Below are 14082 nucleotides of genomic sequence, written 5' to 3'. Positions count from 1 at the left end.
CTATCAGTTATTTGATAAGACCACTTGCCTCGCATTCAGTGGTCGGCGGCAGATAACCCAATGCGCGCAAGGCCCGGGCCAGCGCCTCGACACGCTCCCGGGCCTGGTTTTCAGGCGTGCCGGCAAAGCCGATCAACAGGGCCGGCGGCAGGGCATGCTTGATGCGGTAGTCGCTCAAGGCGTAGGTGTGGATGTTGTGCCGGGCCAATTGCCGGGCGATGTCAGTGTCACTGAGTTCGGGGGGCAGCCAGGCGATCAGGTGCATGCCAGCATCCGCCGGAGTGATCCTGAAGAAGCTGCCAATCTGCTTTTCAAGCTGTTCGATCAATGCCTGCTGGCGCGCCTTGTACAGCGCACGCATGCGGCGGATGTGCCCCAGAAAATGGCCTTCGCCCATGAAGTCCGCCGTTGTCGCCTGAAGCAGTGTGGGCGGACTGCGATCCATGACCGCGCGCAGGGTACAAAAGGGTTCGACCAGGGCCTGCGGCAGAATCACGTAACCCAGTCTCAGTGACGGAAAGAGCACTTTGCTGAACGTTCCGACGTAGATCACCCGGGCCATCTGGTCCATGGCATACAGCGCCGGGAGGAGGCGGCCACTGTAGCGAAACTCACTGTCGCAATCGTCCTCGATGATCCAGCTCTGATGCTGCGCAGCCCAGTCGATGAGTGCCTGGCGCCGCGCATAACTCAGGGTGACACCCAAAGGATGTTGGCGCGAAGGCGTGCAAAACACCAGGCGGGCATCAGGGCACTCGGTCAGGCCTTGCTGGACATCGATCCCCTGTTCATCGATACGCAACGCAACCACCTGAGCCCCCTGGGCCTGCAACGCAATGCGCGCGGCGATGTGCCCCGGGTCCTCCATCCAGACGCTGTCCTGCGGATTGAGCAGCAGCATGCCCAGCAGGTTGAACGCTTGCTGCGCGCCGGAAACAATCACCACTTGCCCGGCATTGCAGTCGATACCACGCGCATCGAATACGTACTCGGCAATCGCTGTGCGAAACGCCTGCAAGCCTTGCAACTCGCCATAACCCAGAATGGCCTTGGTTGGCTTGAGCAGATGACGGTTCATCAGACGCCGCCAGATCGCCTGCGGGAAGGCGTCATAAGTGCTGTGGCTGGGCAGGAAGGAAGTCGGGGTCGCGGGGTCCCAGTCGGCATAGGACACCCCGCGAAAATGATCGCTGCGCAGCGACAACATCGACTGGCTCAGGTCGGACAGGCGCGGTGGCTGGCGCGGTTGCTCGTCTTCGATACCCCGGCTTTCCCACTCAGTGCCGACATACGTACCGGCGCCAGTGCGCGAGGCCAGGAAACCTTCGGCAATCAGCTGATCGAACGCATTGAGAATAGTGATCCGCGACAACCCCAACTCGTTGCTCAAGGTCCGGGTCGACGGCAGGCGCACGCCCCCCTGGATTCTGCCGTTGAGTATCTGTTTGCGAATCTGCAGATACAGTTGACGGTACAGGGGAATGGCACTGGCACGGTCAAGCTCGATAGCCGACAGCAGCAAACCTGCGGGGGATTTCATGACATGCTCGTTTGGGGGAGATGGGGTTTGACCTGGGAACTGTCAGGTTACGGAGAGGGAAGGGTATCGAGTGGTACCTGATAAGTCATCTGTCGGGGGGGATGTCCGGCCAGATGATTCTCAGATTTATTTTTCCGTCCCCCCCGCCTGACTACGGGCTGTTCATGATTTTCAGCGGCGCTGATGAGTAACGGCTGCTCCGTGCTGCTGAAACACTCAGGCTTCATCTACCACGTGATTGCGCAGCAAGCCGATGCCTTCTATTTCGACCTCGCACACGTCTCCTGCTTTCATGTAAAGCGCCGGCTGGCGGGTGAACCCGACTCCCGGCGGTGTGCCGGTCACAATGACGTCGCCTGCCTGGAGCGTGAGCGCTTCGCTCAATAAGGCAATCAACGTGGCGGCATCGAAGATCATGTCGTCGGTGGAAGCGTCTTGCACAATCGTGCCGTTCAACCGGGTCTGTACGCGCAACCCCTTGCCGCCTGCTGGCACCTCGTCAGGGGTGACGAGATAGGGACCGAAAGCGCCCGTGCCGTCGAAGTTCTTCCCAACCGTCCATTGCGCACCCTTCATCTGGTAATCGCGCACGGAGCCATCGTTAAACACCGAAAAACCCGCAATGTGTTCAAGCGCTTTTTCCTGGGCGATGTGGCGTCCCGGCTTGCCGATCACGACGACGAGCTCACCTTCAAAGTCAAATTGTTCCGAGGCTTTTGGCCGCACCAGAGGCGCGCCGCTACCGATCAAACTTGACTGAAAGCGGGCGAAAACAGCTGGATAGGTGGGGGGCTGGAATCCGCCTTCTTTTGCATGCTCCAGATAGTTCAAGCCAATGCAAATGATCTTGCCCGGACGTTGCAACGGCGGCAGCACTTCAATGTCTGCAGCGCTGAATGCGTGCCCATCCAACAGACACCGTCCGGCGGCCTGAAGCAATTCGTCACCTTGCTCGATCAAGGTTTCCAAGGTTCCGGGGTAGGCATTTTCATCCTCCAGACAACCGCGCAACTGTCCTTTTGCATCCACAACTCCCAAACCTTGCTTGCCGCCCGACTTGAATACTTGAAATCGCATGCTTCTTTCCTCAATTTCTTTGCTTGAGTGCTATCAGCGGTCCTCGCGACCTGCTTCACCAATTGACCGCCTTACCTGCCAGCCCAGCTTACGTACCGTTCCCGAGAGAATTACTCCTTGCCCATGACCGCCTTGTAGATGGATCGCTTGGGCGCTCCCATTACTCGTCTCACCATTGGCTCGAAGGTACTCAGCGGATAAATCTCGCCGTCTGGATCGAAGGCCGGGCTGTCGTATTTATCGATAAACTCTACCGTACGCTCATAATGCGGATGGCTCTTGAACCGGTCACGCATGTTGCGATCCATGCCGAGGTAGTGAAAGAAATTGTTCCCCTGAAAAATGCCGTGATGCTCAATCATCCACATGTTAGCTTCGGATACGAAAGGCTTAAGGATCGCCGCCGCGACTTCGGGGTGGTTGTACGAGCCCAGCGTATCGCCGATATCGTGCAGCAGGGCGCACACCACATACTCTTCGTCGCGTCCGTCTTTCAAGGCCAATGTGGCGCTCTGCAGGCAGTGGCTGTAACGGTCGATTGGAAAACCGCTGAAGTCGCCTTCCAGAAGCTTCAGGTGCACCAGCACGCGCTCAGGCAGTCCGCTGAAGAATTTTGCTGCCTGGGGTTTGATGATCTCCCAGTCTTCCTGAGTGCTGTCCTGCATGCGTTTGAATGTCGCCAGTTTCGTCATGAGAACCTTCAATTCTGATGTGCCGTGTGGGATTGCCATCTGGATACGCACCAGATGGCTTACGGTTCATTTCATTTAAATCACAGCCCCGCCATTGGGACTTATCACCTGTCCCACAAAGTAATGGTCTCCCGCCAGGTACGTCGCCATGGATGCATATTCCTCCATCTGGCCAAAACGCCCCGCAGGAATCATCTGCCAAAATCTGTTCCTGGCTTCTTCACCGATGGAATCGAGATATTCCTCGAAGAAGGGCGTCGACACGCCTCCCGGCGCCAGCGCGTTGACGAGTATGTTGGCTCCGGCCACTTCTGCAGCGACCGACTTGGTGAACGCAATAACGGCCCCCTTGGTGGCGCAGTAGTGGGGGCTGTGCAGGCTGATGGTGGAGAAGCCCGCGATGGAGGCCAGGTTAATGATCCTGCCGTACTGCTGCGCTTCCATCAGCTTGAGGGCTTCGCGGGTGCAGTAAAACATGCCATGCACATTGACATCCCAGTAGCGGAGCCAGTCCTCATCGGTGATTTGGCTAGTGAAGCCGAGGGATTGACGAGGCACTGGCGTGGTCATGTAGGCATAGTGCTTGTTGCGTCGCTCCGCGTCGGCTTTTCCGGTGGGTGCGACCGCTGCGTTGTTCACCAGAATATGCAGCGTGCCAAAACGTTCAACGGCGCTGGCAAACATCGCTGCCACCTCACGGCTCGATGTGATGTCGCAGCGCAGCGCCATACAGGCTGCGCCCGTTTCTTCCACTTTTTGCCGGGTTTCTTCCAGGGCAGGCAGGTCAATATCGCAGATAACAATGTCCGCGCCGGCCCTGGCCAAGTCGACCGCGATGGTGCCGCCAAGACCGCGGCCTGCACCGGTGATCAGGGCGATGCGGCCAGCGAGCTTGCCTTGTGTTCTGTCACTTGTCGCATGTTCGGTGTGTTGTGAGTGCTGTGACGACTGCATGGCGTTCTCCTGCGTTTAGGTACGATCAATTCTTCAGCGCGTATTCGCGGCCATGCCTCAGGCAGGGCGGCGCATGAGACTGTAGCTCTGGGCCGTGGGGCCGCCGTCGGGCATGCTCGCCAGGAACAAGGCCATCGGCGTCACCTCTTGGGGAGACTTGAACCACTCCCCGGGGGGGATGGCCGCGTCGCGGGTCATGTCGGTCTTGACCGGGCCAGGAATGAGTTCGTTAACGCTGATGTTGTATTCATGCAGTTCCAGCGCCAGCGATTGAGTGAGCATCCACATGCCGCTCTTGGAACAGGAATAAGCCGAAAATCCAGGCGTAGGGCGATAGCGTTGACCGGAGCCGACCATGATGATCTTGCCGGCGCCACGCTTACGTAGATGCGGGATAGCGGCATGTGCCGTGTAGTAAGCACCGGTCAGATTGATGTCGATCGTCTTGCGCCACAACTCAGGGTCACTGTCTGCGATCCGACGTTGCTCGGTGGCGACACCGGCATTGGCGACCACAATATCGACTCCACCATATTCATCGCTGGCGCGCTGAAATAAAGAGACCAGCGAAGCGTAGTCACCCACGTCAGCGGCATGAGCAAGCGCCTGCCCGCCCGCTTTCTTGATCAGAGTGGCTGTTTCTGCGATTTCCACGTGGCTGCGAGCGCTGCATACCACGGCAGCGCCAGCCTTTGCATAAGCAATGGCAATGCCGCGACCGATGCCACGACCGGCACCGGTAATGATGGCGACCTTACCCTCGAGCGGGTTGGGATTGGTTTGGATCATGGTCTATTCCCTTATTGCCGTTAGGATGAAGATTCAAAAGAATTGCTGCGGGTTATCCGTCTCGAAACGGCGCAGATCGCGCCCGTAGTTGGCCCTCGCGCAAGCAAATGCCAGCGCGGCGGCGATGGAAATCAGCGGAATCCATTGCAAGGCCCCTAGCAAGCCAATCCGATCGGCCAGTACACCGGTCAGGTAGGGGCCTGGCGCACCACCAAGCAGATTGTTGGCCAACACGAGCGTGGCAATGGCCGTCGCATGAATGGATGTGTGCACCAAGTTGGTCACCACGGCGCCAGCGGGACCATAGCTACCGCCTGCGAAAAAGACGCCAACGGCGATCAAGGAGAATTGTGCTGCGCCCGGGGGCAAGCGCATGGCGATCATCAGCAAGACACAGGCTCCCAGACAGAGCTTGATCGCCAGCGTCAGTTGCTTCTCAGGCGCGGCGCGCCCGGATCTGTCGGCGAAGGCTCCGCACACGGCCATGCCGATCCCGGCGACAATCAAAAGCAAAGCCGCTGCCAGTGCCGACTTGTCCAGAACCATCCCGTAGTAGCGGTTAATGTAGCTCGGCATCCAGGCGATGATGGCGTACACGATAAACAGCTGCAGGCCACTGGCGACATAGGTGAAAACCAGCGTAGGAGCGCCAAATAAGGCTTTGGCGATCTTGCGCAGTAGCTTGCGATCCATTTTGCTCAGACGGCCCGCACCACTCACTCCTTCCAACGAATGCGTCTGCACATGTCGGGCAACGCGGGCTTCGGTAATGGTCAATGCGTAGACCAGCACCAGCAGCAATCCGAAGAGGGCCATGGCAATGAAGGCAGCCCGCCAGCCAAAGTGGCTGGCCAACACCCCACCTGCAGCCATGCCCAGCACCGAACCGAACATGCCGGCAGCAGTGAATGCGCCGGTCAGGGTGGCGCGCATGGCCGGGGGGAAAATACTCAGGATGATCGCGAGACCGACGCTTCCGTAACCGGCCTCACCCAGCCCCACGAAAAAACGCGCGGTCAGCATATGGCCATAGTGTTGCGCGAATCCGCACCCCAAGGTGGCGAGGCTCCAGAACAGAACCATTAGCACGACACATCTAACGCGTCCCAAGCGGTCGGCCAGCACTGCAATCGGGACAGCCAACAAACCAACCATCAGGCCGACAATACCGCTGAGCAAACCGAGCTGGGCATCGGTCAGGGCCCATTCGGTTTTCAGCTGGGGAAACACAGCGCTGAGCACTTGCCGTGACATGTAATCTGACAACATCAGGCCGAAGATGATGGCAAATACCAGCCAGGCATAGGCGCGCGAGGGTGAAGCCTCCAACGCGAGGCCTGCTTTGGCAAACGAAGCGACAGATTCTTCTTGCATGGGTGTGCCCTCTTGGTCTGTACAACGGGTACGGGAGATCAGATGGGGCTGATGGTGCCGGGGTGTTTCAGCAGGGCTGATCGCCGATGATGGTGGCGCGGTCCATCTTGCGATGGCAGGGCGGGTAATCCATCACGGCGTAATGCTGGGTCGAGCGGTTATCCCAGATCGCCACGCTGTTTTTCTTCCAGCGCCAGCGCACCTGGTACTCGGGGATGTAAGCCTGGCTGATCAGGTACTGCAAAAGGTCACCGCCGCTCCTGTTGTAATCCTGGCCATAACGCACCCGCGCCTTGGTGTGGTAATTCACGAAGTGCGTTGTGAAAGCATTGACGAACAGGATCTTTTCACCGGTTTCCGGATGCGTGCGCACCACTGGGTGTTCGGCATCTGGAAACTGGGTCTTCAGCGCGTGGCGCTTATCCTTCGGCATGGCGGCACCGAAGCTGGACTCGATGCTATGGCTGGCAATCAAGTCGGCAATCCTCGCCTTGACGTCATCCGGCAGCTTCTCGTAGGCCAGCGCCATGTTGGCCCACAGGGTGTCGCCACCGACCGGGGGGCATTCCACGCAGCGCAGTACGGCACCAAAGGGCGGGGCTTCGCGCCAGGTAGCGTCGGTGTGCCAGCAGTTCTCGTAGCGGTCGATCGGGTGGTCCGGGGTTTTGTAAATTTGCACCAGCCCCGGCACCTCCGCATGAGTGGGGGCCACCGGGTGATCTTCAAGGTGGCCGAAGCGGCGCGCAAAAGCCGCATGTTCGGTGCTAGTGATGTCCTGATCGCGCAGAAAGAGCACGCGATGCTTGATCAAGGCTTCACGGATGGTTGCGAACAAACCATCGTCATGCACCGCGTCACGCAAATTGACATCGATCAGCTCGGCACCGATGGCACAGTTCAATTGTTCGACTCTCATGTGCGCCGCACTCCTTAGATGACGAAGATCGAGGAGCCGGTAGTCTTGCGCGCTTCCAGATCGCGGTGCGCCTGTGCCGCGTCCTCCAGCGTGTAGCGCTGGTTGATCTCGATCTTGATGCGGCCCGCGCCTACATGGCCAAACAGCTCGCCGGCCAGATCCGCCTTCTCGGCCGGGTCGGCAATGTAGTCGGCCAATGCTGGACGCGTCAGATAGGGTGAGCCCTTGGTGGCGAGGATTTGCGGATCGAAATTCGAGATGGTTCCGGAAGTGAAGCCTAGGCAGACCACCAGGCCGCGCCGCTTGACGGAATCGAGAGAGGCACTGAAGGTGCTCTTGCCAACGCTGTCGATGACGACGTTCACGCCAACACCATCGGTCATTTCTCGCACGCGCCTGGCCACATCTTCATGGCTGTAATTGATGGTGTGATCGCACCCATGGGCACGTGCGATGGTCGCCTTTTCATCGGTTGAAACGGTGCCGATGACGGTCAAGCCCAACAGCTTGGCCCACTGCGAGACGATCAGGCCGACGCCGCCGGCGGCAGCATGCAAAAGAATGGTGTCGCCCGGCTTGAAGTCGTAGATGCGACGCATCAGATAGGACGAGGTCAGGCCGCGCATGGTCATGGCGGCAGCGGTTTGACAGCTGATCGCTTCGGGCAACTTGATCAAGGGCGCAGCCGGAATCAAGCGCTCTGTGCTGTAGGCACCCAGCGTGTTCAAAAAGCCAGTGTAGGTAACACGATCGCCTACAGAGACATTGGTCACGCCTTCGCCGACGGCATCGACCACGCCGGCGGCTTCGACACCCATGCCGGCGGGTAGCGGAATCGGGTACAGGCCACTGCGGAAATAGGTGTCGGCGAAATTCAATCCGACCGCTTCATGGCGCAGCCGAACCTGACCAGGACCCGGATCACCGACTTCCACTCTCTCCCAGCGCAGGACTTGCGGGCCGCCTGTTTCATGCATGCGTATGGCGTGGGGCACATTAATTCTCCTTGATTCAATTCGTACGGCGCGCTGACTTCACTTCATCGCAGTGTCATCGCAGTGCAGGAAAAGTATCGGTGAATGAATGTGTGCGAATTTGATATTTTGGGGCGAAGACTTTACATTTTGGGGCACTAGAGGAAATCTCGATGCCGACCTTAATTAGAAGCTCAAGCCTGACAAACTTTATTGAGGTTGCCCGCGCAGCGGGTTTGGACCCTTATCGTCAGTTGCGAAAAGCTGGTCTCAGCACATCAGCGTTACTGGATCCGGACATCAAGATCCCGGCGAAGTCGGTGATGCGCCTGCTGGAGGAATCGGCTCAGGATTCAGGAGTCGAAGACTTCGGCCTGCGCATGGGCGAAACGCGCCAACTGGAAAACCTCGGGCCATTGGCGATTGCCCTGCGCGAGGAAGCCACGCTGCGCGAAGCGTTGGGATCCGTCGCGCGCCACCTTGTGCTGTATAACGAATCGATGGATTTGTGCATCGAGGAATTGGACGGCGTGGCGCTCCTCAGGCTGCAAGTGATACACGGTGCGCGCGGATCTCTACGGCAATCAATCGAGATCGTCATTTGCACGTTGTACCGCATACTCAAACTGTTCCTTGGGGCAAGCTGGAAGCCAAGAAGTGTCTGCTTCGAGCATAAGGCGCCTGCCAGCCTGGCCACGCACAGGCGCGTGTTTGGTACGTCAATCCTGTTCAATCAGGACTTCGACGGTATTGTGGTGACGCAAACCGATTTCGATACAACGATCTCCTCGTATGACCCCGTTCTGGCATGGCATGCCCGCGACTTCTTGAATGCGAAACTGGCGCAGTCTGATGTGACGATGCCAGACAAGGTCAGAAAGCTGGTATTCGCCCTGCTACCGAAAGGAGAGTGTGTTGCCGAGCGCGTGGCCGAACAACTGGGTATGGACCGCAAGACCGTGCACCGCCATCTGGCCAGTCACGGCCAGAATTACTCCTCCATCGTCGACGCAGTTCGTGTCGACCTGGTGATTCAATATGTCGAAAACAGAGAACGGCCGCTGTCTGATATGGCGACGTTGCTGGGCTTTTCGTCCTTGAGTGCCTTTTCTCGATGGTTCTCGAACCGGTTCGGCTGCAGTGTGTCGAGGTGGCGCCGCGAAAAGTGCCAGTCGGTTTGAACCTTATTCAGGACGGGACAGGGGCCGCAAAAAGGGGACAGATTTATTTTCTAAGCCTTTTATAGCGCATAGCGCTTGTGCCTGCCCAAATCGGGGCAGTGGTCATTATTGTTTTCAAAAACCGACATGTAGGTGTCGGTTACAAATAAGTTGTCGTTTATAGACATCTCTCGCGTATGTGCTACGAATGTGCACGACGTCGATGAGCGCAAGCTCAAACTCAAGCGTTTTCCTTATGGCTCCCGCCCTGCAAACCCTCAGCTTAGAGACATTGAGTGATGTCGTTTTTGGATCCACTAAAACTTATGTAATTGGGTATGACCTTTGCAGGTTGAATAGGAACAAACCCACCAACTTTTGGATGGGAGAATAAAAAGAGCCTCTGCCTGAGGCCATTCACACGCTTTGTGTGAGGAGATACCGCGATGACGTCGTTCAACTCCGGGGCCCAACCCCAGAACCGTGCGCCTCAATCCATCGGCTTTCTGCTGCTGGACAATTTCACGCTGATTTCTCTGGCGTCCGCAGTCGAACCCCTGCGCATGGCCAACCAGTTGTCCGGTCGCGAACTGTATCGCTGGACCACCCTCACCGTCGATGGCGGCCAGGTCTGGGCCAGTGATGGCCTGCAAATCACCCCTGACGCTTCCATGCACAAAGCACCGCCAATGGACACGATCATCGTTTGCGGTGGCGTCGGCATTCAGCGCACCGTTACCCGTGAACACGTATCCTGGCTGCAAAGCCAGGCCCGCAAGGCCTGCCGACTCGGTGCGGTCTGCACCGGCAGTTGGGCTCTGGCCTGCGCCGGCCTGCTGGACGGTTTTGATTGCAGCGTGCACTGGGAATGCCTGGCCTCGATGCAGGAAGCCTTCCCGCGTGTGGTCATGAGCACGCGCTTGTTCACCCTGGACCGTAACCGTTTCACCAGTTCCGGCGGCACCGCGCCACTGGACATGATGCTGCACCTGATCAGCCGCGATCACGGCCGTGAACTGTCCGCCGCAATCTCGGAGATGTTTGTCTACGAACGTATCCGCAACGAACAAGATCACCAGCGCGTGCCGCTCAAGCACATGCTCGGGACCAATCAGCCGAAGTTGCAGGAAATCGTTGCGCTGATGGAAGCCAACCTCGAAGAGCCGATCGACCTGGACGAACTGGCGGTGTATGTCACTGTGTCGCGACGTCAGCTGGAGCGACTGTTCCAGAAGTATCTGCACTGCTCGCCGTCGCGTTACTACCTGAAACTGCGTCTGGTCCGTGCGCGACAGTTGCTCAAGCAAACGCCGATGTCGATCATCGAAGTGGCTTCGATCTGTGGCTTCGTGTCCACGCCGCACTTCTCCAAGTGCTACCGCGAATACTTCGGCATTCCGCCGCGTGACGAGCGCGTCGGTTCCAATACCACGCAACAGGTGGCGATGATACCGCTGCCGCAAGCATTGGTGCTCTCGCCGTTGGCCGGTTCGATGTCAGCTTTGAGCCAGGCACGTAACGAGTCAACCTTTGCCAGCGTTCGTCTATAAATCTTCACCCCTATCCTGCGAAAGCGTAACGTTCGCAGGATAGGGGAATGCGCTTCATTTTAGTGTTGCGCTGAGGCAGGACTTACTCGACGGCTTTAACCATGTCCTCGATGACCTTTTTAGCGTCGCCAAACACCATCATGGTCTTGTCCAGGTAGAACAGCTCGTTGTCCAGGCCGGCATAGCCGCTGGCCATCGAGCGCTTGTTGACGATGATGGTCTTGGCCTTGAACGCTTCGAGAATCGGCATGCCGGCAATCGGCGATTTTGGATCGTTCTTCGCGGCCGGGTTGACCACGTCGTTGGCGCCCAATACCAGCACCACGTCGGCCTGGCCGAACTCGGAGTTGATGTCTTCCATCTCGAACACCTGGTCGTAAGGCACTTCGGCCTCGGCGAGCAATACGTTCATGTGCCCCGGCATCCGACCGGCGACCGGGTGGATCGCATACTTCACGGTCACGCCGCGATGGGTCAGCTTCTCGGTCAGCTCTTTCAGCGCGTGCTGTGCCCGTGCGACCGCCAGGCCGTAACCCGGAACGATGATCACGGTGTCGGCGTTGGTCAGCAGGAATGTGGCGTCGTCAGCCGAACCGGATTTTACCGGGCGGGCTTCTTTCGAGCCAGCAGGGCCTGCCGCATCTGCGGTGTTGCCGAAACCACCGAGCAGTACGTTGAAGAACGAACGGTTCATCGCCTTACACATGATGTACGAGAGGATCGCACCGGACGAACCCACCAGCGAACCCGCAATGATCAGCATCGAGTTGTTCAGCGAGAAACCGATGCCGGCCGCTGCCCAGCCGGAGTAGCTGTTGAGCATCGACACCACGACGGGCATGTCCGCGCCGCCGATCGGGATGATGATCAGCACGCCCATGATGAAGGCCAGGGCCAGCATCAAGGCGAAGGCGCTGAGGTCGCCGGTCAGCATGAAGGTAATGCCCAGGCCCAGGGTAGCCACGCCCAGCAGCAGGTTCAGTTTGTGTTGACCGGTGAACTGTACCGGTGCGCCCTGGAACAGGCGGAACTTGTACTTGCCGGAGAGCTTGCCGAAAGCGATAACCGAACCGGAGAAGGTGATTGCACCGATCGCCGCACCGAGGAACAGTTCCAGACGGTTACCGGCCGGGATCGCGTCACCCAGTTGCTGGACGATGCCCAGGGATTGCGGCTCGACCACCGCTGCAATGGCGATGAACACCGCAGCCAGACCGATCATGCTGTGCATGAAGGCGACCAGCTCGGGCATCTTGGTCATTTCAACGCGTTTGGCCATGATCGAACCGACAGTGCCGCCGATCAGCAGGCCGACGATCACGTAGACGATACCGTCGTGGGCCCCGCCTTGTCCAAAAGAGAGCGCGCCGAGCTTGTAGATCAGGCCCACGCTGGTAAGGATCGCCAGGCCCATGCCGAGCATGCCGAACAGGTTGCCGCGACGCGACGTGGTTGGGTGCGAGAGGCCCTTGAGCGCCTGGATGAAGCAGACCGAGGCGATCAAATACAGGGAAGTAACCAGGTTCATGCTCATGCTTGCTGCACCTCAGCCTTGATTGCTTCGGTCTTGGCTGCCGGAGCTTTGGCCGCTTTTTTCTTGAACATTTCCAGCATGCGCCGGGTCACCAGGAAGCCACCAAACACGTTGACCGCGGCCAGGGCCACGGCCAGGGTACCCATGGTCTTGCCCAGCGGGGTCACGGTGAGGGCGGCGGCGAGCATGGCGCCGACGATCACGATGGCCGAGATGGCGTTAGTGACCGCCATCAGCGGTGTGTGTAGCGCAGGTGTCACGTTCCAGACCACGTGGTAGCCGACATAGATGGCCAGCACGAAGATGATCAGGTTGTAGATACCGTGAGAGATCAGCATGTCTTCCATTGTTTTATCCTCAGCCGTTCTTGCGCACGATCTGGCCGTCGCGGCACATCAGGCACGCGGCGACGATATCGTCTTCAAGGTTGATCACCAGTTGTCCTTCTTTATCGAACAACAGTTTCATGAAGTCCAGCAGGTTGCGTGCATACAGTGCCGAAGCGTCTGCCGCGACCGCGCCGGCCAGGTTGGTCGGGCCGCAAATGGTCACGCCATTCTCGACTACCACTTGATCCGCCACGGTCAACGGGCAGTTGCCGCCCTGAGCTGCTGCGAGGTCGATGACCACCGACCCGGCTTCATCTGCGCCACGGTTTCCGCGCTTAGCAGCGTCGGTGCCTTGCGGCCCGGGATCAGTGCAGTAGTGATGACGATGTCAGCCTGCTTGGCGCGTTCGTGCACGGCCAGGGCCTGACGTTGCATCCAGCTGGCCGGCATTGGTCGCGCGTAACCGCCGACACCGACGGCACATTCGCGCTCTTCATCGGTCTCGTAAGGCACGTCGACGAACTTGGCGCCGAGGGATTCGATCTGCTCTTTTACTGCAGGACGCACATCGGACGCTTCGATCACTGCACCCAGACGTTTCGCCGTAGCAATGGCCTGCAACCCAGCCACACCGGCGCCGAGAATCAGCACGCGCGCCGCTTTCACGGTGCCCGCAGCGGTCATCAGCATCGGCATGAAGCGCGGATAGTGGTGAGCGGCCAGCAACACGGCTTTATAACCGGCGATGTTCGCCTGAGAGGACAGCACATCCAGGCTCTGCGCGCGGGAGGTGCGTGGCGCGGCCTCCAGCGCGAAGGCGGTAATGCCGCACTCGGCCAGTTTGGCGATGGTTTCATTGCTGAACGGATTGAGCATGCCCACCACAACGGTGCCGCTTTTAATCAGCGTCAGCTCGCTGTCGCTGGGAGCGACCACCTTGAGAATCAGCTCGGCACCAAACGCATCGTTGGCGCTGCCAATCGTTGCGCCTGCCGCTTCATAAGCACTGTCGACAACGCTGGCATGAATGCCGGCGCCGCTTTGCACAGTGACCTTATGACCCTGGCCGATCAGCTTCTTGATGGTTTCCGGGGTTGCAGCAACCCGTGTTTCACCCGTCTGGGTTTCGAGAGGAACACCAAAGTGCACGTCAAATCTCCTGCGTGATCTTATTGAGTAAACCCAGGCACTTC

The 14082-nt window shown here is 58.6% G+C and carries 12 protein-coding genes and 1 pseudogene; 2 read left to right on the top strand and 11 right to left on the bottom strand.

The annotated features are described in order from the left end of the window. Window positions 1-7: 7 nt before the first annotated feature. The 8 genes from pdxR to ACWGZX_RS02845 form a co-directional block, all read right to left on the bottom strand. Entirely contained in the window at window positions 8-1540 is a 1533-nt protein-coding gene (pdxR, locus tag ACWGZX_RS02880; protein ID WP_452627221.1) for a MocR-like pyridoxine biosynthesis transcription factor PdxR, read from the bottom strand. Window positions 1541-1756: 216 nt separating this feature from the next. Further along, on the bottom strand, window positions 1757-2617 hold the full coding sequence (locus ACWGZX_RS02875; RefSeq protein ID WP_452627220.1) for a fumarylacetoacetate hydrolase family protein: 861 nt from the start codon (window positions 2615-2617) through the stop codon (window positions 1757-1759). Window positions 2618-2727: 110 nt separating this feature from the next. Then, window positions 2728-3309 (bottom strand): HD domain-containing protein, encoded by a 582-nt coding sequence (locus ACWGZX_RS02870; protein WP_452627219.1) that lies wholly within the window; start codon window positions 3307-3309, stop codon window positions 2728-2730. 75 nt (window positions 3310-3384) lie between these two features. Next, window positions 3385-4263 carry an SDR family NAD(P)-dependent oxidoreductase gene (locus ACWGZX_RS02865; RefSeq protein ID WP_452627218.1) on the bottom strand — a complete coding sequence of 293 codons (879 nt, stop codon included), beginning with the start codon at window positions 4261-4263 and terminating at the stop codon, window positions 3385-3387. Window positions 4264-4320: 57 nt separating this feature from the next. Continuing rightward, a complete protein-coding gene (locus tag ACWGZX_RS02860; protein WP_452627217.1) occupies window positions 4321-5052 on the bottom strand; it encodes an SDR family NAD(P)-dependent oxidoreductase in 732 nt (243 codons plus the stop codon). Window positions 5053-5085: 33 nt separating this feature from the next. Continuing rightward, a complete protein-coding gene (locus tag ACWGZX_RS02855; RefSeq protein ID WP_452627216.1) occupies window positions 5086-6426 on the bottom strand; it encodes an MFS transporter in 1341 nt (446 codons plus the stop codon). Between the two features lie 67 nt (window positions 6427-6493). Beyond that, window positions 6494-7342: a TauD/TfdA dioxygenase family protein gene (locus ACWGZX_RS02850; protein ID WP_452627215.1), complete on the bottom strand. Its 849-nt coding sequence runs from the start codon at window positions 7340-7342 to the stop codon at window positions 6494-6496. 14 nt (window positions 7343-7356) lie between these two features. Beyond that, the gene (locus ACWGZX_RS02845) at window positions 7357-8319 is read right to left on the bottom strand and encodes a quinone oxidoreductase family protein (protein WP_452628957.1); all 963 of its coding nucleotides are present in this window, start codon (window positions 8317-8319) and stop codon (window positions 7357-7359) included. A 170-nt stretch (window positions 8320-8489) separates the two neighbouring features. Between ACWGZX_RS02845 and ACWGZX_RS02840 the strand changes: the two genes are divergently transcribed. Both ACWGZX_RS02840 and gbdR read left to right on the top strand, forming a co-directional pair. Beyond that, entirely contained in the window at window positions 8490-9497 is a 1008-nt protein-coding gene (locus ACWGZX_RS02840) for an AraC family transcriptional regulator (RefSeq protein WP_452627214.1), read from the top strand. A 425-nt stretch (window positions 9498-9922) separates the two neighbouring features. Then, window positions 9923-11026: a choline metabolism transcriptional regulator GbdR gene (gene gbdR, locus ACWGZX_RS02835; RefSeq protein ID WP_452627213.1), complete on the top strand. Its 1104-nt coding sequence runs from the start codon at window positions 9923-9925 to the stop codon at window positions 11024-11026. 82 nt (window positions 11027-11108) lie between these two features. Here the strand turns inward: gbdR and ACWGZX_RS02830 are convergent, their stop codons facing one another. From ACWGZX_RS02830 to ACWGZX_RS02820, 3 genes and pseudogenes are all read right to left on the bottom strand, one after another. After that, window positions 11109-12560 (bottom strand): NAD(P)(+) transhydrogenase (Re/Si-specific) subunit beta, encoded by a 1452-nt coding sequence (locus ACWGZX_RS02830; protein WP_452627212.1) that lies wholly within the window; start codon window positions 12558-12560, stop codon window positions 11109-11111. Continuing rightward, window positions 12557-12907, bottom strand: coding sequence for an NAD(P) transhydrogenase subunit alpha (locus ACWGZX_RS02825; RefSeq protein ID WP_452627211.1), 351 nt, complete (start codon window positions 12905-12907; stop codon window positions 12557-12559). Before ACWGZX_RS02825 ends, ACWGZX_RS02830 begins: the two co-directional genes overlap by 4 nt. A gap of 10 nt (window positions 12908-12917) precedes the next feature. Continuing rightward, window positions 12918-14038, bottom strand: a pseudogene (locus ACWGZX_RS02820) (Re/Si-specific NAD(P)(+) transhydrogenase subunit alpha). Window positions 14039-14082 lie beyond the last annotated feature (44 nt).

Source organism: Pseudomonas sp. CLCA07 (assembly GCF_053615335.1).
Note: the sequence above shows the minus strand (reverse complement) of the source record. Positions and strands in the feature narration are given on the sequence as shown.

Excerpts from the sequence above, each read along its gene's own strand:
- pdxR (WP_452627221.1), bottom strand. The coding sequence starts at position 1,540 with ATGAAATCCCCCGCAGGTTTGCTGCTGTCGGCTATCGAGCTTGACCGT.
- ACWGZX_RS02875 (WP_452627220.1), bottom strand. The coding sequence starts at position 2,617 with ATGCGATTTCAAGTATTCAAGTCGGGCGGCAAGCAAGGTTTGGGAGTT.
- ACWGZX_RS02870 (WP_452627219.1), bottom strand. The coding sequence starts at position 3,309 with ATGACGAAACTGGCGACATTCAAACGCATGCAGGACAGCACTCAGGAA.
- ACWGZX_RS02865 (WP_452627218.1), bottom strand. The coding sequence starts at position 4,263 with ATGCAGTCGTCACAGCACTCACAACACACCGAACATGCGACAAGTGAC.
- ACWGZX_RS02860 (WP_452627217.1), bottom strand. The coding sequence starts at position 5,052 with ATGATCCAAACCAATCCCAACCCGCTCGAGGGTAAGGTCGCCATCATT.
- ACWGZX_RS02855 (WP_452627216.1), bottom strand. The coding sequence starts at position 6,426 with ATGCAAGAAGAATCTGTCGCTTCGTTTGCCAAAGCAGGCCTCGCGTTG.
- ACWGZX_RS02850 (WP_452627215.1), bottom strand. The coding sequence starts at position 7,342 with ATGAGAGTCGAACAATTGAACTGTGCCATCGGTGCCGAGCTGATCGAT.
- ACWGZX_RS02845 (WP_452628957.1), bottom strand. The coding sequence starts at position 8,319 with ATGCATGAAACAGGCGGCCCGCAAGTCCTGCGCTGGGAGAGAGTGGAA.
- ACWGZX_RS02840 (WP_452627214.1), top strand. The coding sequence starts at position 8,490 with ATGCCGACCTTAATTAGAAGCTCAAGCCTGACAAACTTTATTGAGGTT.
- gbdR (WP_452627213.1), top strand. The coding sequence starts at position 9,923 with ATGACGTCGTTCAACTCCGGGGCCCAACCCCAGAACCGTGCGCCTCAA.
- ACWGZX_RS02830 (WP_452627212.1), bottom strand. The coding sequence starts at position 12,560 with ATGAGCATGAACCTGGTTACTTCCCTGTATTTGATCGCCTCGGTCTGC.
- ACWGZX_RS02825 (WP_452627211.1), bottom strand. The coding sequence starts at position 12,907 with ATGGAAGACATGCTGATCTCTCACGGTATCTACAACCTGATCATCTTC.